The 26,415-nt window shown below is 28.6% G+C and carries 23 protein-coding genes, 1 tRNA gene and 2 pseudogenes; all 26 read right to left on the bottom strand.

Annotated elements, in window-relative coordinates; genetic code table 11:
- Window positions 1-626, bottom strand: a pseudogene (locus H2277_RS02925) (hypothetical protein); the annotation flags it as partial.
- Window positions 627-663: 37 nt separating this feature from the next.
- Complete coding sequence (locus tag H2277_RS02920) at window positions 664-4,530, bottom strand: hypothetical protein (RefSeq protein WP_337200883.1); 3,867 nt, start codon at window positions 4,528-4,530, stop codon at window positions 664-666.
- A 211-nt stretch (window positions 4,531-4,741) separates the two neighbouring features.
- Window positions 4,742-7,507 carry a RecB-like helicase gene (locus tag H2277_RS02915; protein WP_337200882.1) on the bottom strand — a complete coding sequence of 922 codons (2,766 nt, stop codon included), beginning with the start codon at window positions 7,505-7,507 and terminating at the stop codon, window positions 4,742-4,744.
- Window positions 7,504-9,867 carry a PD-(D/E)XK nuclease family protein gene (locus tag H2277_RS02910; protein ID WP_337200881.1) on the bottom strand — a complete coding sequence of 788 codons (2,364 nt, stop codon included), beginning with the start codon at window positions 9,865-9,867 and terminating at the stop codon, window positions 7,504-7,506. The genes H2277_RS02915 and H2277_RS02910 overlap by 4 nt, the downstream gene beginning before the upstream one ends.
- Window positions 9,864-10,385, bottom strand: coding sequence for a FixH family protein (locus H2277_RS02905; protein ID WP_337200880.1), 522 nt, complete (start codon window positions 10,383-10,385; stop codon window positions 9,864-9,866). Before H2277_RS02905 ends, H2277_RS02910 begins: the two co-directional genes overlap by 4 nt.
- Window positions 10,378-10,968: a hypothetical protein gene (locus H2277_RS02900; RefSeq protein WP_337200879.1), complete on the bottom strand. Its 591-nt coding sequence runs from the start codon at window positions 10,966-10,968 to the stop codon at window positions 10,378-10,380. Before H2277_RS02900 ends, H2277_RS02905 begins: the two co-directional genes overlap by 8 nt.
- Window positions 10,965-11,066, bottom strand: a complete 102-nt coding sequence (locus H2277_RS02895) for a hypothetical protein (protein WP_137623043.1) — start codon at window positions 11,064-11,066, stop codon at window positions 10,965-10,967. The genes H2277_RS02900 and H2277_RS02895 overlap by 4 nt, the downstream gene beginning before the upstream one ends.
- Window positions 11,063-11,284, bottom strand: coding sequence for a DUF4006 family protein (locus H2277_RS02890; RefSeq protein WP_337200888.1), 222 nt, complete (start codon window positions 11,282-11,284; stop codon window positions 11,063-11,065). The genes H2277_RS02895 and H2277_RS02890 overlap by 4 nt, the downstream gene beginning before the upstream one ends.
- Window positions 11,281-12,147, bottom strand: a complete 867-nt coding sequence (ccoP, locus tag H2277_RS02885) for a cytochrome-c oxidase, cbb3-type subunit III (protein ID WP_337200878.1) — start codon at window positions 12,145-12,147, stop codon at window positions 11,281-11,283. Before ccoP ends, H2277_RS02890 begins: the two co-directional genes overlap by 4 nt.
- Window positions 12,147-12,410, bottom strand: coding sequence for a cytochrome c oxidase, cbb3-type, CcoQ subunit (locus tag H2277_RS02880; protein ID WP_337200877.1), 264 nt, complete (start codon window positions 12,408-12,410; stop codon window positions 12,147-12,149). The genes ccoP and H2277_RS02880 overlap by 1 nt, the downstream gene beginning before the upstream one ends.
- 4 nt (window positions 12,411-12,414) lie before the next feature.
- On the bottom strand, window positions 12,415-13,080 hold the full coding sequence (gene ccoO, locus H2277_RS02875; RefSeq protein ID WP_337200876.1) for a cytochrome-c oxidase, cbb3-type subunit II: 666 nt from the start codon (window positions 13,078-13,080) through the stop codon (window positions 12,415-12,417).
- A gap of 12 nt (window positions 13,081-13,092) precedes the next feature.
- Window positions 13,093-14,559, bottom strand: a complete 1,467-nt coding sequence (gene ccoN / locus H2277_RS02870; protein WP_337200875.1) for a cytochrome-c oxidase, cbb3-type subunit I — start codon at window positions 14,557-14,559, stop codon at window positions 13,093-13,095.
- A 185-nt stretch (window positions 14,560-14,744) separates the two neighbouring features.
- Window positions 14,745-15,416 (bottom strand): sulfite exporter TauE/SafE family protein, encoded by a 672-nt coding sequence (locus H2277_RS02865; protein ID WP_337200874.1) that lies wholly within the window; start codon window positions 15,414-15,416, stop codon window positions 14,745-14,747.
- Window positions 15,413-16,531, bottom strand: a complete 1,119-nt coding sequence (gene carA, locus H2277_RS02860) for a glutamine-hydrolyzing carbamoyl-phosphate synthase small subunit (protein ID WP_337200873.1) — start codon at window positions 16,529-16,531, stop codon at window positions 15,413-15,415. The genes H2277_RS02865 and carA overlap by 4 nt, the downstream gene beginning before the upstream one ends.
- A 3-nt stretch (window positions 16,532-16,534) precedes the next feature.
- The gene (locus H2277_RS02855) at window positions 16,535-17,086 is read right to left on the bottom strand and encodes a DUF507 family protein (RefSeq protein ID WP_337200872.1); all 552 of its coding nucleotides are present in this window, start codon (window positions 17,084-17,086) and stop codon (window positions 16,535-16,537) included.
- Between the two features lie 57 nt (window positions 17,087-17,143).
- The gene (locus H2277_RS02850) at window positions 17,144-17,662 is read right to left on the bottom strand and encodes a MotE family protein (RefSeq protein WP_337200871.1); all 519 of its coding nucleotides are present in this window, start codon (window positions 17,660-17,662) and stop codon (window positions 17,144-17,146) included.
- Window positions 17,655-18,083, bottom strand: coding sequence for a flagellar export protein FliJ (locus H2277_RS02845; RefSeq protein ID WP_337200870.1), 429 nt, complete (start codon window positions 18,081-18,083; stop codon window positions 17,655-17,657). Before H2277_RS02845 ends, H2277_RS02850 begins: the two co-directional genes overlap by 8 nt.
- The gene (locus H2277_RS02840; RefSeq protein ID WP_337200869.1) at window positions 18,080-19,330 is read right to left on the bottom strand and encodes an adenylosuccinate synthase; all 1,251 of its coding nucleotides are present in this window, start codon (window positions 19,328-19,330) and stop codon (window positions 18,080-18,082) included. Before H2277_RS02840 ends, H2277_RS02845 begins: the two co-directional genes overlap by 4 nt.
- Window positions 19,331-19,357: 27 nt before the next feature.
- Window positions 19,358-19,452, bottom strand: a tRNA-Sec gene (locus H2277_RS02835).
- 45 nt (window positions 19,453-19,497) lie between these two features.
- Window positions 19,498-20,973 carry a sodium/proline symporter PutP gene (gene putP / locus H2277_RS02830; protein ID WP_337200868.1) on the bottom strand — a complete coding sequence of 492 codons (1,476 nt, stop codon included), beginning with the start codon at window positions 20,971-20,973 and terminating at the stop codon, window positions 19,498-19,500.
- A 40-nt stretch (window positions 20,974-21,013) separates the two neighbouring features.
- Entirely contained in the window at window positions 21,014-22,036 is a 1,023-nt protein-coding gene (gene selD, locus H2277_RS02825) for a selenide, water dikinase SelD (protein ID WP_337200867.1), read from the bottom strand.
- Window positions 22,037-22,044: 8 nt separating this feature from the next.
- Window positions 22,045-22,617: a sulfurtransferase-like selenium metabolism protein YedF gene (gene yedF, locus H2277_RS02820; RefSeq protein ID WP_337200866.1), complete on the bottom strand. Its 573-nt coding sequence runs from the start codon at window positions 22,615-22,617 to the stop codon at window positions 22,045-22,047.
- Between the two features lie 78 nt (window positions 22,618-22,695).
- Window positions 22,696-23,136 (bottom strand): methyl-accepting chemotaxis protein, encoded by a 441-nt coding sequence (locus H2277_RS09280; RefSeq protein WP_407928553.1) that lies wholly within the window; start codon window positions 23,134-23,136, stop codon window positions 22,696-22,698.
- A gap of 1,008 nt (window positions 23,137-24,144) precedes the next feature.
- Window positions 24,145-24,570, bottom strand: a pseudogene (locus tag H2277_RS09275) (methyl-accepting chemotaxis protein); the annotation flags it as partial.
- A gap of 319 nt (window positions 24,571-24,889) precedes the next feature.
- On the bottom strand, window positions 24,890-25,621 hold the full coding sequence (locus H2277_RS02810) for a winged helix-turn-helix domain-containing protein (protein ID WP_337200864.1): 732 nt from the start codon (window positions 25,619-25,621) through the stop codon (window positions 24,890-24,892).
- The gene (gene fdhD, locus H2277_RS02805; RefSeq protein ID WP_337200863.1) at window positions 25,614-26,396 is read right to left on the bottom strand and encodes a formate dehydrogenase accessory sulfurtransferase FdhD; all 783 of its coding nucleotides are present in this window, start codon (window positions 26,394-26,396) and stop codon (window positions 25,614-25,616) included. Before fdhD ends, H2277_RS02810 begins: the two co-directional genes overlap by 8 nt.
- Window positions 26,397-26,415 lie beyond the last annotated feature (19 nt).

Below are 26,415 nucleotides of genomic sequence, written 5' to 3'. Positions count from 1 at the left end.
CCATATTTGATCAAAATTTCCAAACAAGTTCCAATAGGTTTTTTCTCAGATCTTGCAGCTATATGTAAAAGAGTTTCCCCGGCATCGATATAACTGTGTTCATGTTCTGTTTCAATCCTTCTCATATTTACATCAGCACCAAATTGTAAAGCCACTTCTAAAAAATTTACAGACTCAGAATCACCAAGCAATATCCAAGAATGCAAAGGGGTGGCACCTTTTTCATCATAAACTTCAAATTTACATCCTTTTTTAAAAAAATAATCAATCATTTTTTTATTTTTTCCACCCACTCCAATATAATCAGTAAGGGCATTATTTCCTAAACACTCATCATCAGCTTTAAGTCCTAAACTCTCAAAATACTCCATCATTTCAAAACTTTGACTCTTATCATAAGCGATCCCTGCCCAAGCTAAAGTAGAACTAGGATTAAAAAAAGGTATAGGATGATTACACCAATATACCTTACGACGTTTCTCTAAAAATACTTCAGGCACGGGATAATCTTTTAAAAACTCTTTAACTTCTTTAAGTTTATTATTTTTAACAAGTCTAAAAAATTCCCAACCTAACTCCCTTATAGCTTCTTCATCCATAGCTTGCATTTCTTCTAAAGTTTTCATTTGTTTTTCCCTTTTTGCATTTTTAAAATGTTACCTTCTATTTCTTAAAAAAAGATGTAATTTTATCCAAAAATGATAATTGCTTGTTTTCTTGTAATGTAAATACATTATCAATCCAAACAACATCGCAATCTTGATGTGCGCTACTAAAAGACACTTCAAATTCTTTATAATTTTCATCATAAAAAAAATGTTTAAAAGCATTATTTTGCTCTATAAATTCGAAAATCTTTTTATTTCTTATTTCATGATCTTGATAACTAAGCTCCAAATCTTCCAATTCCTCCACTTCTTCTAAGCCCGCAAATTTTACAAATTCGCCTTCGTTGTCGAGGCTAGAATAAGATTGAGATTTGAATTTAGATTCGCTAGTTTTACGAAATTTGATAACCATATTCAAACTACCCGCTATATATTCATCTTCAAGGAAAGTTCTAAATACTTTCTCAAAACGAAAGCTAATATAACCTCTTTTTGATTCATCATGAATACTTATATCTATCTCAAATTCTGTATATTCCTTATCTTCTTCTTTTAAAAATTGCATAGGGGTTAAATAAATTTTCTTAAATTCTTCATAAAATTTTAAAGCATTTAATCCATCAAAAGGTTTTAAATTATCATACAAATTTTTAGCCAATTTTGCACTTTCTAAAGAAATAAAATTTTCAGATTCAAATTCATTTTTATTAATCTTTAATTTTTCTATTTGAAGCTCTTCTTGTATATAAGACGTTTTTAAACCGCAAAATGCATAAGGACTAGTAGAATAAAATTTAAATTCCTGTGTGCAAAATGGAAAATATTTTCTTATGACTTTATCGATATATTTAAAATCATATTCTAAGCTAGAATTAGTATATATCTTTTTATCTTTGCAAAACATAATATAAAGCACATCATCCTTTTCATGAACAAAAAGACTACTGCAAAAATTTGTATAAAAATCAATATAAGATGGAAATTTTTCATCAAAATAACATTTAAATTCTTCATATTCTTTTTCATCATATTTTTCTTCATATTCTTCTCCATCGTATTCATATTTTTCGCTTAGCTCTCTACCCATATAACCAACAACGATTTTTTTCAAATCACTTCTTAAATATTTTGAAAAATAATCCTCGCAAAAAGAAAAAATATGACCTATATATCTGTCGATTTCTATAAATTCATCTTTATATTTTAGAGTATAACGACCCTGATAAAAACAAGAATTTAAAGCCATTGCCCCATCTATTTCAACATATAAATTGGCCATAAATGGAAGGGCATTTTTATTAATTTTTTTCTCTCTTATAAATTTCAATATTCCAATTTCTTCAACACTAGCACCAATCAATAAAGCTGTTTTTAAATTTTTGTTTTGCTCATTTTCTATAACAAAAACTTGTAGCTCTGTGTCTGTATTTTTGAGACAAAAATTAAAATTTATCTTAAATCTTAATATTCTAAAAACTTTACTTAGATAATAAAAAATTTCATTACTATCACGGATAAAAACGATATTAAATATTTCTTCTTTCTTTAAAAATTCATCTAAACTTTGATAAAAATTCGTATTTGCATGAAATTGAGGACTTTTTATTATATTAACATCTAAAATATTATCAAATTCAGATTCTTGCACCATATTTAAATAATCTAAAATCATAATGAGAGCAAATTCTGCTTCATTTTGTGAAAATCCTTCAAATAATTCTACCGCTTGCTCTTCTATTTCTTGCTCATTGCAATCTATTTGAGTATGAGCAAGCAAACGGATCTCCGATTTTGGTTTTCGGTTTTCTTTTTTGCTATTGATAAATCGCATGCTATTGTTATATTTTGTTTCTACTTTGTCATAAATAAAAATTTCATTATTTTCATATTCCCAATTCTTAAAATCATAATTTTGTAAAAATTCTTCTTTTTGTGATGAATTTAAGTCTTTTATTTGAGTTAGAATTTCTAAAATTTGTTCTAACATTACAAAGCGTGGATGGCTTTGTAAAAAATCTTCCAAATCATCTATTTTTCTTAAATCATTTAAACAAATAAGGCCGCCTTTTCTTGTAGTACATTTTTGTCCTTTATGGATGTGCAAATATTCATTAAAGATTTTAACATTTAATTTATGCAATAAAGCAAAAAGATCCTTTGCTTCTTTTAATTGCTTTAAATGTTTTTCTGTAATAACCACGCCACATTTTAATAAAGTTTTAAAAGAATCTTGATTCAATTTAAAGGCAATGCGTTTGTCTTCAACTTCCAATGTGTAATATCTTTCATCTTCTTTTGTTTTAAAAACAGGCATAAAAGTAAGGATATTGATCTTTTTAAAAGTATTTTTACTCACACTTTTTCCCATTACAAATTCAAAAATTTGATCATGGATTAAATTATACATAGTGTCATCATCTAAAATACTATTTGCCAATGAACTCTCGCCGCACAATCTTTCAAATATATCAGAAAAGATTTTATTTATAATCTTTTGGTGGAAACTTTCAATATTTTTACTTTCATCTAAATTCAAAATTTCTCTTATATTTTTTTGTTCTTCAAAACTTAAAGGAATGAATTTAATATCATCGTTTTCATCTTTGGAATCTGAATTTTGATTATCTTCATTGTCTAAATTTATATCTTCATTATCTTTAAGCGGATCTGGATCGCTTTCTTCTTGAAAACGTTCGCTTAAAAAAGTTTCTATTGTATCAAAATTAAATTTCTCTCCAAATTGCTTAACTTGTTCTTTAAAAATATCGATTTTTTGGTTTAGTTCTTCTTCGCTTAAATTTAAATCATATACATCATAGGCTATAAGTTTTCTTCCATTTTTATTATCTGCTATAAAAACTTCTATATATTCTTCTTTGTCCCAATCTTCATATAAATCTTCAATATCATCAAGCATTAAAATACGATTTTTACCTCGTGTTACCAGACAGCCTTGCAAAGCCAAATTAACTTTATTTAAAATTTTATAATTAGGCAAAGAGGAGCAAAAATCTTCAATTAATTGATTATTAAATACTGAAGCTTTCTTTTTTTCATTGTATTTCTCACAAAGCTCTCTTTGTAAAAAATAATAAATATGTGATACTGTTGCAATCCTTTCAGAATCTCTAGCATATACAAATGCGCCAGCTTTTAAAAGATCAAAAAAATACTCTTTAATGTTTTTTGTAATAGAATTTTTAGATTTTATGAAATTTGTTTCAATATTTAATTCTTGCATTAAAGGTTTTACTTTAAACACCGTCAAATCAGCATCATCTATTTTGCAAATATCAAGATGCTTTAAAACATCCTCTTGCAAAGCTTCATCGATATAGTCTTGCACTCTTTTGAAATCTTTTGAAGAAAGTTTGATAAATTCCTCTTGAGTAAGATTTAAAGCACCTATTAAAGCATTGTGTTTATGATTTTCTAGATAATTTCTTAAAGATTTTTCCTTAGGATCCATTTCTTCATTTTGTTCAAATTCATCTTGATAATAATTCATCATCTCATCCATTTGTCTTGCAAGCTTAAACATGTCCTTTAAGTCAATGCTATGTAAATGAGTTGGCCCATGAAATTCTTTGAAATTATCAACATCACTGTAATTTTCATTTTCTTCATTATCTTGTTCATCATGTATTTTATTTTCTTCTTCGAAAATTATTTTGTAATTTTCCAAAGCAAACTCGATTGTACCTTTAGCAAAAAGTGATGACTCTGCAATAATGATATTTTTTTTATTTTCATAAAGCCAAGTAATTTCAACGGAATTGATTGTTAGTGTATTTTCTCCTTCTTTATGCACATTAAATACACTTTTTTCACTCATAAGCTCCAAAAAATCTTCAAATAGATTATCCCCTTCTATCTCGAAATAAAGCTTACCATTTTTTTCATGCATGGTATAAAAATCCATATTCATCCTTTTTTCCAATTCAATTTTTACTCATTATTTAAGATTTCAAATAATTCATATAAGATTTATTCTATCATCTTTTTCTAATTATTTTATAAGTTTTAAAATCATTTTTTATTTATATTTAAATGATATTTAACTTTAAATTTGAAGTATTAATGTGGCTTCGGAAAACTTTTAATTTTTCAATCAATTTTAAAATATGGATATTTTAGTTTTTAGCAAACTCTTTAATTAAGATTTTATCTTTTAAACAATAAACAACAAAAGCTCTTGAATTTTTTTTCAAGATTTCATCTACAGCAAGTTTGTATTCACAAATTTGCTCTTTGTGTTTATCCTCCATTGCAAGGCTTGTTTTATAATCTATAATTATCGCTTCCTTATCATCTAAAGCAAGTAAATCTAGTCGTTTGATTTCTCCTTGAAAACTCAATGTTTGTTCTTTGAAAAGTTTTTTATTTTCAAGGAGGTTTTGAAATTCTTTGTTATTGAGTAAATTTTTAATTATTACAAACAATGTTTTAAATTCTTTATCATCTAAAAAATACCTAAATTTACTCTTAGTATTTTGATAAGCTGATTCGATATTTTCTCCATATGGTAGTTTTAAATTTTGCATAAAAAAATGAAAAGCGTTTCCAAAATAAATTTCTTTAGAATCTAATTTTTCATTATGATCAATTTCTTGCAAACCAACCTTTTCAAATTCTTTCAAAGCAGGAGGCAAAATTTCCTCTTTTTGCTCATATAAATCTTGAAATTCTAATGTTCCAATTTCTTGCTCATTGATTTCAAGCATTGAATTTAAATAACTAGGATAACTCCCATGTTTAAATTCACTATTTCTTTTAATGACAATCAAAGAATCTCTGGCCCTAGTAAAAGCCACATAAAGTTTGTTCATATCATCTTCATAATCAGCCTTGGTTATATTGTCTATAAAAGCTTGATAATTATGCTCTTTGGTTAATTTGCGTATATTATCTCTTAGATGAAGTTGCCAACCTTGATTGATATCATATTCTAGCATGATATTATCGCTATTTGTATTATTTTTTGAAAGACTGTCTATCAAAATAACGTGCTTAAATTCCAAACCTTTGGATTTATGCACAGTCATAATGCTTATCCCCATATTTTGTTCATTGATAATTTTTAAAGGACAAGGTTCAAATAAAAGTTTTAAAAAATCCTCTTTTTCTCTAGCATATTCTATAAATTGGATTAAAGCAATATCGCTAAGATCAAGTCTTAAATTTTTAATCAAATAAAGTAAATTTTCTATAGCACTTCTTGCTAAATCAAGATTTAATCTCAAAGGTTCAAATCCTAAAAATTCTTTTAAAAAATGCAAATAAAACTCATCCCCAAAAATACAATATTTTGCATATTCTAAAACAACCCTCACGCTAGCTTTATTTTCAAGTAAAATATTGCTTTGTGTAAATGCTTGAATTTTGTGTTCTTGTAAAAATTCTAAAATCATATCTGCATCATTATTTTTCCAACATAAAATACAAATATCATTCAAGGAAACATTTCTATCTTTTAAAAAATAAATTTGCTCTAACAAAGTTTCAAATACTTTTTCTTTTATTTCTTGAAACTGATCTTTAGCTTTAGTTTCTTTTGTTTCAACAACGCGTACAAAGCCTCCTTTTTTATCCTCCAAAGAAAGCTGTGGCGTATAATCTTTTATTTTATTTTTAAACACTTCATTGACAAAATAAACCAAATTTTCCTTAGAACGATAATTGACTTTAAGTTGATCTTTTTTGATTTGCTTAAAATCAAACTGCAATAAATCAAAAAGCTCTTTTTTGCCTTTTCTAAAACGATAAATACTTTGTTTTTTATCTCCAACGTAAAAAAAAGTTCTATTTTTTTTCACACCTTCGCCTGAAACTAATTCAGCGATCAAAGGATATAAAATCTTATATTGTATAACGCTTGTATCTTGAAATTCATCGATAAGCAAATGAGAAATATATCCGTCCAAGCGAAAATAAATCATATCCTTAAAATCACTTGTGATTAAATCAAAAACTCTTCGACTAATATCACTAAAACTTAAAACATTTTTTTCTTTTTGTATAGAATTTTTTGCCTTACTATAATAATTTAAAAGATTCATTAAATTAGCAATTTTATATTGCTCAAGCTCAATAGCATAATCATTTAAAGCATTGATAAATTCTTCTCTTTTTAATTTAAATTTTGTATCCTCATCGTTTAATTTTTGCAAATATTCCGTTTCATCAAATTTTGACATAAAACTTGTTTTGATAAATTCATTTAAATCCAAAGTTTCATTTTTAAAATTTTGTATTAAATTTGTATATTTTTTAACATGGGTTAAACTTAAACAATACGTTCTTAAATCATTGTAAGCTTTATTTATTTTTGCTTTTGATGGATTTGGAATTTTTACACAATCTTTATGGTAAGCGTTTTCATAAAATCTTTCTAATTCATTATAAAAATCTTGATTTTCTTCTATATTGACCAAATAATAGGCTAAATCTTTTAATTCTTCTCTATTTAAAAGCCTTAAAAAAACAGCCTTAATATCAAGTTTTTCTTCGCTAATATTAAAATCACTACTAAGCCCCAAATTTAAAGCAAAAGCTCTAACGATCTTGCTAAAAAAAGCATCAAAGGTGCTGATTTTTAACTCTTGTCTTAAAAATTCTTTTCTTTTAGCATCTCTTAGGGCTATAAGTTCTTTTTTCTCCACATCTAAAAGTCGGCATAATTCTTGAGATTCACTCTGCTTTTCTTCACTTTCTAAATTTAAAAAAGTATCAATGATTCTTTTTTGCATTTCATTAGCAGCTTTTTTGGTAAAGGTTAAAGCTAAAATTTCATTTATTTTTGCATTTTTTAAAATAAGAGCTATAAAACGAACACTCAAAGCAAAGGTTTTACCGCTACCAGCACTTGCCTCTAAGGCTAAAAAAGGTTCAAAAGTCATTTCACTTCCTTTTTATAAATCAACCTATAAGGGCAATATTCATCTTTTTTGTTTTCAAACTCCATTTCTTCTTTACTTTCATCTAGTAAATTTTTTAAACTTTCTTTCAAATCAGCCAAGCTTTTAGCCTTTTCTTTTGTAAATTTCATACATTTTAAATCATAAAAAAAAGCTTGAGCATTCTCATCATAAAGAGCTTGATAAAAGGCTAACTGATAAGAATTTGTAGGAATTTTTCCACTTTTATAATCGATGATAAAATTTTCACCCATACAATGATCAATTCTATCAATAACTCCTATTAATTTTATAAATTCTTGTTTAAAATTTAAAACTTTAGAAATAGACAATTCTAGTTTATCAACCTTATATCCTTCATCAAAATGCTTTTGTTCGTTTTTGTAAAAATTTTCAAATCGTATTTTTAAAATTTCTAGTTCCAAATCACCAATGCCATATTTTGAACTTTCCCTTTGTAATAATTTATTAAAAATACTGCAATCAAAATAATTTTTTGAATTTTCTTTATAGTAAATTTCTAAAATCTTATGGATAAAATTACCCTCATTTTTAAAATTGCTTTCATAGCTTAAGGCTCTAGCTTCTTTTAAATTTAAAATATAACGATAATAATAAGTTCTTTTTTGATTTAGGAGTAAGTTAAAGCGAGTAAAAGATAAGGGTTTTTCAAACGAATCGTGCTTTAAAATAGGAGCTTTAATAGGCTCTAAATTTAATCTTACACTCTGATAATCAAGCTTTAATGCATCTAAATAAGTTTTAGAATTTGGTTTTTCATAAAAATATTTTATATTAAGATCATCTAAAAAACGTGATTTTCTTTGCTCTTCATTTTCAACATAAGAAATGCTTACTCTTTTGGCATTCTTGATTAAGTTTTCATAATAAAATCTTTGCAAATTCTCTCTTCGTTCATAGCTGATTAGTCCTGCTTTTTTGCGAATTTCATTGTTTAAAAAAAGTTCATTAATACTTCTTTTAGGAATCACATCTTCATTAAAATCTACAATTACAACTCCATCAAAATGAAGTCCTCTGCTTTCTAAAAGCCCCATAACGGTAATTTTTCCACCACCAACATAACTTAAATTTAAATTTGAAATATGTATAAAAAAAAGCTGGAGCAATTCTTTAAATTTCAAAGACTGATTTTTTAACAAATCCTTGATAAAATACAATTCTTTTTGGATGATACTGATAAGTTCTGGTTTTTCATTTTCTAAAAACTGAATTATTAAATTTTCAAACTGCTCAAAATTAAATTGTTGATCAAATTGACTCTTAAAATTTTCAAAATCAAGATTTAAATAATGCAAAAAGGTATTATGATAATCAAAAATTGTATCTTCATTTAAAAAATAATCTTCTTGCTTTTGGTAATAAAATGATTCAGAAATTGCAGAATCATAAAGTATTTTTAGTTTTTGATAAAATAAACTCTCTTTGATATTAATACCACTAGCAAAATTAAACATATTGTTTTTATCAAACAATCTTAAAAGATCACAAAAGCTTTCATCTGGTGTTATAATAACTATATTTTCAGGCTTTAATCCTTCCCTTAAAAAATGAGAAACTTCATCCATTGCAAAGGCACATTGCAGACTTCTAATTTCAAAGGATTTGACTTTAACTTGTGAATTTTGAGTATAAATTTTCTCTTTTTTAAGAATTTTTCCTTGACTTAAACTCACTTCATAGTAAAATTCTACTTCAAGATCTATCTCTTTTAAAAAATCAAATTTGGAAAAATACTCATAATTAAACCGGCTCACTCTAAAACATAAAATCACTTCTTTATAATTAGCAATTTGTAAAAACAAATCTTCTTCAAATTTACTCAAAAAACCTTCTAAATCATAAATAACAACATCATATTCATCTATAAAATCAAAATTAATCAAGTAATCTTTCACTAAAGATAAATCATCATGAAGATTATTCTTTTTAAGCAAAGTAAGATAGTGATCAAATACTTCTTTTAAAATTTCTAAATGCTCGTTATAGCTTGCATAATAATCATTATTTTTAAGATCATCAATACTTTTTTTCTCTAAGCTTAGCTCTTTAAAGAAAGAAAATAAATATTCATTATTTTTTAAAAAAGTAAAAAAATCAGTACTAATTCCTAATTCTTTCTCTAAATTTTTACTTTTTAAACATGCTTCTTGCATTAAAAGCAAACTCTCATAAGAACTCGCCTTATGAGAATTAACTAAACATATTCTCTCTAGAAAATCTTGTATGCTTATAGCATTATCAAGCAAAGCATTTAAAACTTTACTTTGCTCGTAATATTCTTTAATCTTTCTAGTGGAACCAAATATTCTAAGCTTCATTTAGCATATAATTCATAGTTAAAAAAGCCTATTGTTTGAGGATTTTCAATCAGCTTAAATTTTAATTGCCATCTACCTTCTTCGATTTTAGAAGGAAAAGTGATGCTTAAAATTCCTTGTTTTATTTGTCCTTGTAATTTTTGATCATCTTTTTTTGTATGAGGTCTAGTAAGTAAAATTTCATATTTTAAATTTTGAACATCTGCCTTTCCTAAAGATTCTATTTTAAAATTAGCTACATAAGAATTAGAATCGATAGTATAAACAGGAATTTTCCTAGCACCTAGCAATTGTAAATCTTTATTTTCAAAATCAACCTTAAAAAGTTTATTAAAATTGTCTTGCTGCTTTTGAATTTCGTTATAGTTATTTTCTACATTTTGATAAGAGTCAAAATAAAAATCATCTTCATATACAGGATAATCGCTTGAAATTACAACTGTGGCAACAGAAGCTCCTATAATCAATAAAAAAGCAATCAATAAACCATAAGGCCAAAAAGTTTTTTTCTTATCCATTTCTTTTCCTTTTCATTCTTCTTTGCACATAATAAAGCAAAGCAAAGCAAATGAAACCATAAATTAAAATTCGTAAAATATTTATTGTATTGCGATTTGCATTACCTATGGAAGAATTTAATGTAATTCCTCTAGCTTGGGTTATACGATCGACTATATCAGCATAGCCATTTAAAACAGCAGCATTATAAATATCGCCTTTTTGTGTCGCTAAAATTGGTAAAATCGAACCTGTTCCTGGATAAGGACTTAATACAGCCTCTTTATCGATCAAATTAAGAACACCTTTAGAGCCAACTATATCAACTCTATGCGATTTTTTAGATAAAATAATAAGAATATAAGACTTTGGTAGTGTTTTTTGCATATTAAACAAAGTTTCAAAATCTGTACTATCGCCTACAACCACTCCTGCAAAAATTTGACTCTTTTCTTCTAACTCTTTGCCTATTAAATTAATTTCTTGAACAACTTTTGGACTCAATACACCTTCATTAAAAACCACATGATCAAGAGCAAAAACTTTCAAAGGAAAAAACAAAAAGATAGCTAAAAATAAGCTATCTCGTAATATTTTTTTCATCCTATATGCAAGTGATTGGCGGTTAATACTGACCAAGCGGTAATTACCGCAGTAGTGATAAGCCCAATAACAATTAAATACTCTAATGCTTTACTCATTGCACATCCTTTATAACTCTATGATCTTGCTCTTTTGAACCTAGCATTTTTACACTTTGAATATCTTTAAGGCTATAAGGTTTTTGCATCACTTCTTGTTGAGCTTTGATACCAAAAATAGTTAGTACTACTAAAATAGCAATCAATAATACAGTCGCAATAAGCATTCCTGTAATACCTGAAAAAGAAGATACGCATCTATTTGTGTTTTCCATTATTTACCCCTTGAAAGAGAAATTACATACTCACTAACGGCTTCTTTTTGCACGTTATTTAAAGTAGGAAATGCTGGCATAGTTCCTATAAAACCTTTTTTACCTCTATTTAAAACATCCACTACAAATTGCGCTGAACCATATTTTGTAAGATCAGGAAACATTCCACCTTCTCCTCCTTTTCCATCAGCTCCATGGCAAGCAGCACAAGTTTCATAAACTTCTTTTCCTCTAGCCACTAACTTTTCATTTTTAGTTTGTTTAATAGCTGAAATTTCTTGTGCAACATAGGCAGCAACTGCCGGAATATCTTCTTTTGCTATACCTAAAGCAGATGCATCTGGCATTTCTCCACCTTCATAATTCATCCCTTTAGAACCATGCACAATTGTATTAATAATTCCTTCTTCGCTACCCCAAATATTTAAATTTTGAGCTTTACCATTGATTCCATCAGCGGTAATGCCGTGGCAAGCAGAACATTGAACTAAAAAAATATTTTCGCCCATATCTTTTTTATCATCAGCAGATAAATTTTTAAATGTTTTCTCAAATTTAGAGTTATAAGCTTGGACTTCTTCATTGTATTGACCTATACTTGAAAAAGATCTTAAAGGATATCCCCACAAGAAATACCAAATTGCCCAAACAATAGTAAGACAAAAGACAATAGCCCAGCCTAAAGGAATAGGATTTTTATACTCTCCTATTCCATCCCATTCGTGTTCACTAAGCTCAGCTTCACCTTTTTTTTCTTTCATTTTGCTAAACATTCTGCTTACAATTATAAGCGTGATTAGAACAATAAGAACAGCTCCAATCAAAGACAATAAATTAGTATTATCTTTTAAATTTAACCATTGCATCAAGCACTCCTTTTATTTTCTAAAACACAATCATTGATATTATCATCTAAAACAAGATTTGCGTATTTTTCGTAATTTCTTTCGCCTTTTTTCTCTGCTTTGTAAAGATGATATAAATATGAATACAAAACCAATGACAAAAACACAACAAGCAGGAAAAATCCATAACCTTGAAAAATTTCCCACTCATGTTTATTAATTTCACTCAAATTAAGAGTAGTTAATTTTTTAATCACATCTAGTAAAATTAATAAATGTTCCATCATCTTACTTCAAGCTATTTAAATAAGCGATCAAAGCAACTATTTCTTTAATTTCACCTTTAGCAAAAGCTTTTTTCACTTCTTCATTTTTCATCTCATCAACTATAGTTTGTGCTTCCGCTTTTACTTCTTCTTGAGCATCTTTCCAAGAACCAAGTTTTACGCCACCTGGCACATCATAAGGCACATTAAAAACTTTTTTTACAGTCAAAGCTTCAGCATAAGCTGTTTCTATATCAGCATCATTTTTAAACATATGCTTATAAGCTGGCATAATAGAATGTGGAACTACTGAAGTAGGCTCCCACATATGATTTTCATGCCAATCAGTTGTTCTATAACTTCCTACACGCATTAAATCAGGACCTGTTCTTTTTGAACCCCATAAAAATGGTCTATCATAAGCAAATTCGCCACTAACTGAATACATTCCATAACGATCAGTTTCAGATTTAAACGGACGTATAAGCTGAGAATGGCAAGCATTGCAACTTTCTTTTATATAAATTTGACGCCCTGCAAGCTGTAAAACAGTATAAGGTTTTTTTCCTTCGATAGGTCTTGCATTTTCAGCAAAATTAGGCAAAACTTCAACAATACCAGCATAAGCAATTACAACAAAAACAGCCACAGCAAAAAAGAATGGATTTTTTTCTAACCAACTAAACATTTTTCCTCCTTTTTACACTGCCATAGGTGAAGCACTTTTTGGCTCTTTATCTAGCACTCTTCCGCAAGCAATTGTTTTATAAATATTATAAGTAAATATAAAGAAACCAATAAGGTACAATAAACCACCAATAGCTCTAATCCAATAATAAGGTATTATAGACACAACTGTATCGATAAATGAATAAAGAAGATTACTGTATTTATCAACTGCGCGCCACATCATACCTTGTGTAATACCTGCAATCCACATTGAACTGAAATAAAGCACTACGCCTGTAGTTTGGATCCAAAATTGAATTTCCATTAAAGATTTGCTATAAAGTTCTCTTTTAAATAATCTAGGTGTCATATGATAAAGCGCAGCCATAGTCATAAAACCTACCCAACCTAAAGTTCCATCATGAACGTGACCTGGAATCCAATCAGTAAAATGCGCTAAAGCATTAACAGATTTTATAGAAAGAATAGGTCCTTCTAATGTTGAGAACATATAAAAAGTTGATGCCAAAATCATAAATTTAATCAATGGACTTTCTCTAAGCTGACTCCACTCGCCTCTCATTGTAAGCATAATATTGATCGCTGATCCCCAAGAAGGTAAAATAAGTACTATTGAAAATACAGAACCCATAGTTTGCATCCAATCAGGAACAGTTGAATAAATTAAATGGTGTCCACCTGCCCAAAGGTATACAAACATTAATCCCCAAAATGCAAATAAAGAAAGTTTATAAGAAAAAATTGGTTGACCGCTTTCTTTTGGTAAAAAGTAATAAATTTGAGCAATAATACCAACAGTGAAAACAAAAGCAACCGCATTGTGTCCATACCACCATTGAACTAAAGCATCATTGGTTCCTGCATACATTGATACACTATGCCACCATTTTCCCATACCGGCAACAAAATAAGTTGGAACTTCCATATTGTTGAAAAGATAAAGCATAGCAATACCTAAAAAAGTTGCTATATAATACCAAAGAGAGATATAAAGAGTTTTTTCACGTCTGATTCCAATAAGACCAAAAATACTCATACCCCACAATACCCAAACAATAACAACCAAGATATCTAAAGGCCACTCAAGCTCTGCATATTCTTTAGAAGTTGTAATTCCTAAAAATAAAGAAATAACAGCAACAATCATCGTAAACATATAAAGCCAAAAATGAAGCTTTCCTACCGCCATTAAAAATTTTGATTCAGCCATACTTACCTTAAGAACACGTTGTCCTATATAGTACCAAGTGGCCCAAATTCCAGAAAGCATAAAACCAAAAATAACCCCTGAGGTGTGAAGAGGTCTTAATCTTGAAAGGGTTGCATACTCTCCTGCTAAATAATTTAAATCAGGATATGCCATTTGAAAAGCTATCAAAGTTCCTATGGCCATACCAATAATACCGAACAATATAGTCGCAAACATAAAATATTTAGCAACCGTATAGTCATAACTTAATGCATTACCTGGATGCATAGTTTTTTCTCCTTAAAATTTTTAGTTCATTAGTAGTATTATAGACTATTAATTATACATTTTTTCTTAAAAGAGATAATTTTATTTATCGTATTCTAAGAATAAAGAATTTATAGATATTTAAAACGTTTTAATTCAAAAAATAAAATAAAATTTTGTAATTAAATTAAAGAATATAAATAAATTTATTTTATAAAAGTAATAAAACCTATATAACTAGCATGCAACCCATATACAATAATAATAATATAAGCCACATAATTAAAAATAATTTTTAAAAATTCGCTTAGAATTTGAGATAATCTAGCAAAAAATAACATAGCAGGAAGCGTTGAAATTCCAAAAATAAACATAATAAACATACTTTCTAAAATATTTCCCCTTTTAAGGGTATCCGTTAAAAAAAAATAAACTAAACCACAAGGAACAAAGCCGTTGGCAAATCCTAACATCAATGCAGATTTAACACCTTTAAACTTCATCGATTTTTGTACTACAAATTTAAACAAAGAATGAATGATTATATTATTTTCAAAAAAAGCTAAAAGATTACCTCTAAAAATTAAAGTACAACCTAAAATAGCCATAAAAATACCAATAATAAAAAATGAAAAACTTTGAATTTTGGAATTAATCGCTAAAATATTTCCAAAAATCCCACAAAGTATTCCTAAAAAAATATAGGCTAAAATTCTTGATAGTTGATATAAAAAGGTTAGCAAAAATAAATGTTTGTGTGAAGCATTTAACCTCATAAAAGCTAAAGTAAAACCTCCGCACATAGCATAGCAGTGTCCAAAGCTTGATAAAAAAGCAACACTTAAAATAACAAAAAAATCAATATTTAGCAAAATCACATCAAATCAACAAATTCTTTAAAAATATATTTGCTCTCATGAGGACCAGAAGAGCTTTCTGGATGATGTTGCACTGATATAATAGGATAATCTTTATACTTAACACCCTCTACATTATCTCCAAAAAGATTACGATGAGTAATATAAGCAACTTCACAAAGTTCTTCGGGAACATTATAATTATGATTTTGCGCTGTAATTTCAACGCTTTTATTGTTTGAATTAATAACAGGATGGTTTGAACCATGCTGACCAAATTTCATTTTATACGTTTCATAACCAAAAGCATTACTTAAAAGTTGATGTCCTAAGCAAATTCCTAATATAGGAATCTTTGCTTTAGCCATTTTTTGAATTTCTGTAATTTCTTGTTTTAAAATTTTTGGCTCTCCAGGGCCATTAGAAAGAAATATTCCTTGAATTTCGCCTTTTTTATAAAGATCTATAAGTTCTTGCGCTTTAACATTATAAGGATAAACCTCTACTTCTAAACCAGCTTCAACAAGCTCATTTAAGATATTGATCTTGACTCCATAGTCGATAACTGCTACTTTTTTCGCGCTTCTTTTAGCTTCATTGTAACCTTGAGTTGTATGATTCCAAACACCTTGTTTATGAATATAAGATTGTTTTGTGCTGACTTCTTTAACAAAATTAACTTCATCAATTTTTGCTGATTTTTCCAAAGCACTTTTTAATTCTTCTTTGTTTGAAATTTCAGTTGATACAACAGCTCTTAAATTTCCAAAATCTCGAATTGTTTTCACTAAAAACCTTGTGTCAAGATTACATATCCCTATTTTTCCATGTTTTTTTAAATACTCATCCAAACTTTGCTTGGCGCGGAAATTGGAAAAAGTAGAACTTAATTCTCGTATCAAAATGCCGCTAGCAAAGACTTCTTTGCTCTCATTATCATAGTCATTAGTTCCTACTATACCGATCTCTGGCATAGAAAAAATGATAAATTGCCCCGCATAAGAAGGATCTGAAATAATTTCTTGATATCCAGTTAAAGAAGTATTAAAAACCAACTCTCCAAAGAAAGTTCCATTCTTACCAAAAGCTTCAGCAGTTAAAAAAAAATCATTTTCTAAATAAACATAAGCTTTCATAATTTAAAACATTCCTCTTTTTCTAAGTTCTTCTTGATAAAGTTTTTCAAAGATTAATTCATATTCTTCACTACCTGGAATTGGCTTAGTTTTATAATTGCTTATTTTTTCATACACTTCATCTTCTAGATTTTCATAAATTTTAAGATAATTATCAATACTAGAAAAAATTAAATTTTTCACTCTATTTTCACTCACGATAAAATTAATAAAATCATTTTCTATAAGTTCTTCTAAAATTCTATGTGCTAAACGGTTATGTCGATCTTCCAAATTTAAAATAACATCAAATTGAGGAGCGAGTTTTTTCTTCACAAGCCAAAACATATTTTTTCTATCAACTTGCATAAGCTCCATTTCATCTTCTTGTTCTTCTAGAAGTTCTTTAGCTTTTTCATCTAATTTTCTTTCACTTAAGACATCATTTTCTAAGATCTTTGCGACACAAGGGTTAAGCTCTTCTATAGTGCTTTTAATTTCAACAAAAGAAGAATTGGCTAAATCTAATACTATTTTATTTGTGATATAAGGTACATGTGGTAATTTTATACGCATTTTCAAACCTTTAAATTATAATTTAAAATAATAATATATTTATGTTAAAAAACAAATTTAATGAGTCTTATTATTATCCAAATTTTTTAACAATAAGGTTAATTCACTTGCTTTTTTAGGATCCATTTTAGAAAGAACTCCTGAAATTTTACGCGAATCAAGTGAAAACATAATTTTGCTAGCATCATCAGCATCCATTTGACTTAACACATCAGCTATAGCTGTATCTTTCATTTGAGAATAAATTTCTTTGACTCTGCCTTCTGTTTTTTTATTGATGGAATTTAAAATTTTTTGCTGCTCCTCTAAAAGTTTGGCATTTTGATCTTTTAAAGATTGAATTTGTACTAAAGTAGCATTTACTTCCGCTTCTTTTTTTACCAAAGCATCCATTCTTTCTTTTTGCAAAGCCTCAAAAGAAGCTTTATAAGCCTCCAAAGATTGTCTAGCTTCATCAAATTCTTTTGTTTGTAATTCTAGTTGCGCTTTTTTGGATTCAAAATATTCTTCGCAATTTTGATCAGCTCCAAAAAGCGCAGTCAAGCAAAAAATTAAAAAAATACATTTTTTAGTCATTTTTATCCTTTTTAAAAAAGCGACTGATTGCAATTTCATCGAGAAATTTTTCTTCAATTTTGGCAAGTGCTTTTTTCTTCTGTTTGATTTCTTCAGCCTCTAAGACCTTCATTTTTTCATAATCTAAATGAGCTTTTTTATACAAAAACTGATAATGCATCATTTCTTTTTTAGAAAGCTCTACTTTTTCTTTAGCTCTAGACATTGCTTCTCTGCCAATTTGTCTCATTGATAAATTAGATCTTAATTCATTTACAGATCCTGATTTTGGCAAAACGCTTAAATTTTCACATTCCTTTCTTGAAAGCTCTAAAAGTCTTTCATTTTCAAGCTGTCTTTGCTTGGCTTGATTTAAATTAGATTCAGCCTTATCAAGTTGCTGTTTTTTGACCTTGACAACAGAATTATATTTGCTTTTCATAAAACAATCGTATCTTCTCTTTCTGGACTTGTAGAAATGAATTTCACTTTAACCCCACAAAGCTCTTCTAATCTAGCAATATATTTTTTGGCATTTTCTGGCAATAAATCATAATCCCTGATTCCAAAAACTTTATCCCAACCATCCATTTCTTCATATATAGGTTTAGCATTTTCTAAATCACTTGGCATATAATCAATTTCCATTCCATTATACTCATAAGCACGGCAAATTTTTACTTTTTCAAAACCATCTAAAACATCAAGTTTCATTAAAGATAAAACATCCAAGCCATTTAACCTTGCTGTATATCTTACCGCTACAGCGTCAAACCATCCACAACGCCTTTTACGTCCAGTGCTTACTCCGATTTCTTTTCCAATACGCGCAATTCTTTCTCCATCTTCGCCTTTATCTTCAGTAGGAAAAGCTCCATTGCCTACTCTAGTTGCGTAAGCTTTTACTATACCTATGATATTTCCTATTTCTTTAGGATTTAAACCAAGTCCGATTAAAGCACCGCCTGAAATTGTGCTTGAGCTTGTCACATAAGGATAAGTTCCATGATCAATATCAAGCATAGAGCCTTGAGCTCCTTCTAAAAGGACTTTTTTATCCTCATCTAAAGCTTTCCAAAGCATTCTAGTTGTATCTGTAATATAAGGGGTTAAAATTTCACTAAATCTTTTAAGATCGTTTAGCAAATCATCACTATCAGGAATTTCAACACCTAAAAATTCTAAAAAACTTTTATTTAATTCAAAATCTTTCATTAAAGCATTATGAAGTCTTTGAGGATCTAAAAGCTCTCCAACCCTATGTCCTGTGCGGTTAATTTTATCTGCATAAGAAGGACCTATTCCTTTCCCTGTTGTCCCTATAGCATCTTTACCTTTAAGCTTTTCTTTTGCAATATCTATCAAAGAATGATGCTTTAAATTAAGATGCGCTCTATCACTTATATATAATCTGCCCTTTAAATTTTCAAATTGTGCCATTTCTGCAATTAAAACTTCAGGAGAAACGACAACACCATTACCTATAATATTAATACACTTTGTATTTAAAACACCACTTGGCATTAAATGAAGCGCATATCTTACACCTTGAACCCAAATGGTATGTCCTGCATTATGTCCGCCTGCACTTCTGCAAACAAAATCATAATTTTCACATAATTTATCAACTATTTTGCCTTTGCCTTCATCGCCCCATTGGATGCCAACAATAATATCTGCTTTACTCATGACCCTATTCCTTCAATCTTTAAACGGCGAGAAGATGAGAGAATCGAACTCCCCAAAGAATAGCCAGCTACCCTTTCATCTGATTTGAAGTCAGTGGCGATCACCAGATACGCTAATCTTCCAAGAAATTCTAATTATAGCGATTTTTATTAAAAAATAAAATAAATTTAAGATTGGGGAATTTCATTAATCATTTTTTCATAAGCTATTTTTGAGCCAGAACTTACCTCAGTCAATAAACTCCCAAAAACAATAACTAAAGAAGCTGTTAAAAAACCAGGTATCATTTCATATAAATTAGAATCAAAACAATTTTTCCATAATACCACCACTAAAGCACCTGAAATCATACCGGCAATAGCGCCAAATTTTGTCATTCTTTTCCAAAAAAGTGAAAAAATAATAACTGTGCCAAAACTACTACCAAAACCAGCCCAAGCATAAGAAACTATATTTAAAACACTTGAATTTTTATCCATAGAAATAAAAAAAGCAATCAAAGCCACAGTTAAAACACCTATTTTTCCCAAATTTAAAACCACTTTACTAGATGCATTTTTCTTAAAAATTTTTTTATAAAAATCTTCAGCTATAGTCGAACTTGATACTAAAAGTTGCGAACTTGCAGTACTCATAATGGCAGCTAAAATCGCAGAAAGTAAAATTCCAGCCACCCAAGGATTAAACAAAAGCTGAGACATGAGTATAAAAATTTTCTCAGGATCTTGCAAGCTAAGTTGAAATTTATAAATATAAGCAATACCTAAAATCCCTATCAAGCAAGCACTAAATAAACACAAACTCATCCAAAAAATTCCTATAAAGGTGGCAACAGGAATATCCTTGACAGATCTAATTGACATAAAACGCACTAAAATATGAGGTTGTCCAAAATATCCAAGCCCCCAAGCAAGGGCAGAAATAATACTTACAAAACTCACATGATTTATAGATAAAGCTTCAGGTTTAATTTCTTTTACAATAGTAAATGCCTTAGAAACACCTCCTAAATGATAAAGCATAACCGATGGCACGACGATTAAGGCTCCAAGCATCAAAAGTCCTTGAATCATATCTGTCCAACAAACTGCTTTGTAGCCTCCTAAAAAAGTATAAATAACAATAATTAGCGTTCCAGTAATTAAAGCATAATCATAACGAATTTGAAAAACACTTTCGAAAAGTTTTGCCCCGCTCACAAGACCTGAAGAAATATAAAAAGTAAAAAAAACTAAAATAACAATAGCACAAATCACACGTAAAACGTGTTTATCATCATCAAAACGAGTTTCTAAATAATCAGGAATCGTCAAGGAATTTGCAACAATGCCTGTATAAATTCTTAATCTTTTTGCTATAAAAATCCAATTTAAAGTTGCACCAATAATCAAGCCTATCATAATATAAAAATTGATCAAACCACCAATATATAAAGCTCCTGGTAAACCCATTAAAAGCCAACCACTCATATCAGAAGCACCCGCACTTAAAGCAGAAAGAGCAGGTCCTAAAGATCTTCCACCTAAGAAATAATCCTCAGAGCTTTTGTTTTTTCTATAAAAATAAAAACCTATATAAAGCATTAAAAAAGTATAAACTGAAAACATTGTTATAATAGCCATGTTTATATGAACAACTTCCATCTTTTTCCTTAAAAATATTAAACTTAATTATTACATTAATTTAAACAAAAATAAATTTCTTTTCTGAAGCTAAAACACACTGAGCAACAATGTTTGCCTCAATACCTTCATCCCTTAACTCATTAAGGCAATGCAAGGCTTGATTTTCATCTATAGCAATCAAAAGTCCTCCTGAAGTTTGAGGATCACAAAGCAATAAATTTTCCTCATTTAAATCAGAATCCATCTCTTGAACGAATTCTAAATTTTTATACGCTCCAGCTGGAATTAAACCCATGTTATAATAATTCAAAGTTCCATCTAAGTAAGGAATTTTTTCCTTAAAAATTTCAAAACCAATTTGATTATTTAACATTTCTCTTAAATGTCCTAAAAAGCCAAATCCTGTAATATCAGTCATGGCATGGACTTTAAATTTTAAAGCAATTTGACTAGCTTTAAAATTTAAAGACATCATACTTTCAACCATAGAATTTAAATGTTTTTCTTCTAAAAAATCTGCCTTTAGAGCAGTGCTTAAAATTCCAACTCCTAAGGGCTTGGTTAAAATGATTTTATCTCCCAATTTTGCACGATTATTAGCAATAAAACGATCAGGATGGACTTTTCCGGTAACACTGAGCCCAAAAAATAATTCCGAACTTTCAATTGTATGTCCACCAACAATCAAACCCTTACATTCATTTACCTTATCATTAGCACCCTCTAACATCTCCTTTAGTATTTCTAAAGAATAATTTTTAGTATCAAATCCCACTATATTTAAGGCATTTATCACTTCAGCTCCCATAGCAAATACATCGCTAAGGGCATTAGCTGCGGCAATAGCACCAAAATGGTAGGCACTATCGATCACAGGAGTGATAAAATCAAGAGTTTGAACAAGAGCTAAATCGCTACTAAGTTTATAAACACTCGCATCTTCATTATTGCCGATATCGCTAAGTAAAGCTGGAGATTTTTGCATAAAATTTAAAATTGTTTTAAGGCCACCCGGGCTTATTTTTGCTGCTCAACCTGCCGCTTTTACAAAATGGGTTAAATTTTGTTTTTTATACTCCAAATTTTATCCTATAAAGTAATGATTTTTGCTTTTCCAAAAAGTTCATTAACGATCTCATAAGCATTTCCAATGGAACCAATTTTTAATTCTTTAGTTTTTCCAAAAAATTCCAAACAAGCTCCACAACTTATAATTTCAACTCCTAAATTTTCCAATTCTTTCATTATTTTATGTGCTTTATGATTTTCATCAGTATTTACTAAAACACTTTCATTAACGCAAATAATTTTATCAGGAATATTTTCAATATCTTTTAAAGTATCTAAAAAACCGACAAATAAATTTTCTCCTAACTCTCCATGACCTACTTTATCGGTTTTTAAAAACAAAACACTATATTCATTAGGATTAGTTTTATTTAAATCAACTTCTTTTTTTTTAACACAAATGATAATTTCATCCTGATATTCTTTAAAAGTCGGATTTAAATTTAAAGAGTTTAAAAATTTCAAAACATTATTTTTAGAGATAATGGAATTTAAAACAATTTCTAAGTTTTCTTCATTATTTAGATTCTCAAGAGCTTTTTTTGTTTCAACGACAGGTTTAGGACAATCAAGATCTTTACAATCAATTCTCATTGCTTTTCCTTAATAAAATTATACTTAAAAAATTAAGTATAATTTTATTTAGATAATCTTGTAATTACTCTTAAATTTTTAAAATTTCTTTTTATTTACGTCTTCTAAAATAGCACCAGCTATATGATTAACCTTACTTGTAATTTGATTAGTTGCATTAGCAATTTCAGCATTTTCTTTTGTAACAGCTTCAAGTTGCATGATGGTGTCGTTAATTTGAGTGATTCCAAGGGTTTGTTCTTTTACAGACTCTGCAACTTCATTGATATTTTGAACCAATATATTAATATTTGCCTCAATTTCATTCAACGATTTTGCAGTTCTTTCAGCAAGTTGTCTTACTTCATCAGCTACAACAGCAAAACCGCGTCCATGTTCTCCAGCACGTGCAGCTTCTATAGCTGCATTAAGTGCCAAAAGATTCGTTTGCTCTGCGATATCTTTAATAACACCAGCTATATTTCTAATATCATTAACTTGACTTGTAACTTCTAAAGTTCTACCATTGATATTTTGCATAGAATGGCTTATTTGTTCTATAGTTGCAGCACTTTGCTCAAGTGACTGCGCTTGAGTATCTGAACTTTCTGTTAATTTTTGCATTGAAGCTTTTAATTCTTCAGATTGAGAAGCCAATTCTTTAGAAAATTGCGAAGACGTTATAAGCATTTTTCTAATTTCTTCCCCTAAAATATTTGTTGTCAGTTCAACTTGTCCTTGAGCATTATCCACTGAAATGCTAAAATCAAGCGCCTTATAGCTATCAAAGACTCTATTAATTTTATTCATATCGGAACCAATTTTATTTTGCAATACATCGAGCATTCTATTTAAAACATTTTTAAGTTCGACTAATTGAGGGTTAATAGGAATTTTAGAAATTCTTGTTCTAAAATTTCCACCCTCAATTTCTTTAACAGTTTGAACAGATTCATCAACTGCTTCTTGATCTTGCTTTAATGAATTGCGAGTTTTTTCAACATTTTCATTAATCATTCTTCCCATAGAACCAATTTCATCATTAACATAAATTTCTATAGGTTTAAGTTCTATTTTTTCATAATTTAAAAATTTAAAGAATGATTCTAGGGATTTTAAAATAATTGGAAGTCTAATTCCAACAATTCTCCTAACACAATAATACACTACAGCTAAAACTATAAGAACAAAAGCTACAGAAGATCCAATAATAAGCATTTGAAGTTTTCTTAAAGGCGCAAAAATAGAATCTTTTGGTGCTGTTACCATGATACTCCAGGTAGAATCTCCGGCCTTAAAGCTGCTTAAGCTTGCGTAAGAGTCATCATTTGTCGAAGCAACATAATTAAAAATTCCATTTTTTCCCTCAGATAAAGCTCTATAAACTTCTTCTGTTTGTTCTCCTCTATTGTTAACCTTTATAAGATTTTGAAGAATTAAATTTTTATTAGGATGTACGGCTATATAACCTTTAGAATTTAATAAAACATTTAATTGTCCATTAAAAAGGAATGATTTCTTATCAAGTAAATAATTTGCGATATTTTCAAAATCTAGAACTAAACCTACAACACCTACGAGTTTATTTTTTTTGCCAAAAATTGGCATAGCCAAATTCATACCATCAAAAGGTTTACCACTTAAATTCATTTTTATGGCCTGACCGATATAAATTTGATCTTCTCCATATTTAGCATTTTTTATAATATCTTGCACCACAGAAAAATTTACAATATCATCTACAGATTGTAAAACTTCAATTCCTCCACGTTTTTTAATATCTTCATCTGTATATAAAATAACAAAATTACCATTTTTGGTATTAAAAAATTTACTTTCATCTTTAAAGTATGCTGGTGGATCTAATAAATAAAGATAAGTATAGCTTGCATAAGCACTATTATCAAAAAGATTAATAAGAACATTTGTGATGCTATCGATATCCCAATCATCTTTATCAGTTGATTTAAACATATCTGTTAATGTATAAGCTTCACTTTTATTCAAAGCTATCATTTCATTAAATATACCTTGAGTATGGGTGGCATATTCTTTAGAAGTTGCAGAAATAATGCTTTCAGTATTTTTAGCAATATTCTGACTTACTTGATCTGTAATTAAAAAAATTAAAAATATTAAACCTAATATCACAACAATTGCAACTGACAAAATAAGTTTTGAAGCAATATTTAAAGACTTAAACATTTGATTTACAACCTCATCTAAATTATATTTAAAAATTTATAGTTAAATTATATTATTTTTTATAACAAAATAAGCTTAAAAGAAAAAATTAATTTTTTTTATGTTTTAAAAATAATTCCTTAAAACGTTTATTAGCATATTCTTCTATATCTTTTTGCAAAAGAGCAAAATTCTCCATCAGTTCTATAGCCCTAGGAGTTAATTTTGTCCCTGATTCTTTCGATCTTCCTTGTCTTGTACTTACTAAAATTTCTTGAGAATTTTTTTGCAAAACCTGTAGATGCATCCATGCTTTTTTATAATTTATTCCCATCAGTTTAGAAGCATGCAATAAACTTCCCGTTTGTCCTATTAGTTCCAAAAGTTCAGTTTTTCCTTTACCAAAAAGCAAGTCTCCGTCTGAATTTTCAATCCAAGTTTTAGTTCTAATAATAAATTGCTTCCCTTTTTTCTCCTTGAAACAACCGAGTTTGCAATATTTCACATCAATTTTATATGCCTTTAAAGCCGAACGCATGCTTTTTAAACCACAACTTTTTTGAGCAATATCTCTAGCTTCTTCACAAAAAATTCTTCTTTTATGATCAAGCTTTGGTTCTAATTCTTTTAAGACTTCAATTTTTCCTTTTTCAAAATCCAAATGTCCAAATTGACCCAATTCACAATTATCAATTCTGATATTATTTTCATTGGCAAGTTTGCCTATTTCTTCAATATTTTTTGAGAATTTTTTTGCTATTTTAAAAGCTGTTCCGCAATCTAATTTTTCATTGCTATTTAGCATTTCTTTCATATAAGAGAGTATTTTTTTATCATCCATGAATTCGAAAATCTCCACTATAAATATTGATCTTATCTTCTCTTGCAAAACCACAAAGGCTTAAGTCAAATTTTCTTGCTATCATCACACCCAAGCAAGTAGGAGCCGTTCTTGAAACCAAAATCGGTACTCTATGCATAATCGTCTTAGCAACCATTTCAGAACTCAAGCGACCGCTTACCATTAAAAAACACTGATCAAGATTAACTCCAGCCAATCTTGCCTTTCCTAAAGCCTTATCTATGGTATTATGCTGAGCGATATCTTCTCCGATAAAAAACGTTTTTTCATCAAAAAAAAGCTTAGCTGTATGCACACATCCTGTTTTTTCATATAAATCACATTGAGTATAAAATTGACTCATTTGTTTTAAAATATAATCTTTACTAAATTGAGCTTTAGAAGATATTTTCATGGCTTCAATATTTTCTATATCAATATTAGCTGTATGTGCTCTCCCGCAACCACTGATCACAACTCCTTGGGAATTGAGTTTAGCAAGATTTTCTTGATCAATTTTTGCTTCAATATATACACTCATGCCATCATCTTTACTTTCAATTTTTTGAATATCCTCCACTCTAGCAATGATGTTTTCACTCATCAAATACCCAACCGCTAAGGCTTGTTCATCAACAGGTGTTGCCATTAAAGCACCGATTTTTTCACTATTGATAAAAATTTCAAGCTTGATTTCACGTACTAAAGTATCATCACAAGTAAAAGCTTCATCGCCTTTGTATTTTAAAATTTGAGTTGTAAATAAAGGTTCCATCAATACTCCATAAAAAATT

This window comes from Campylobacter sp. W0014, assembly GCF_020135975.1.
Lineage (GTDB): Bacteria > Campylobacterota > Campylobacteria > Campylobacterales > Campylobacteraceae > Campylobacter_D.
This window is presented reverse-complemented; position numbering and strand designations above follow the sequence as displayed.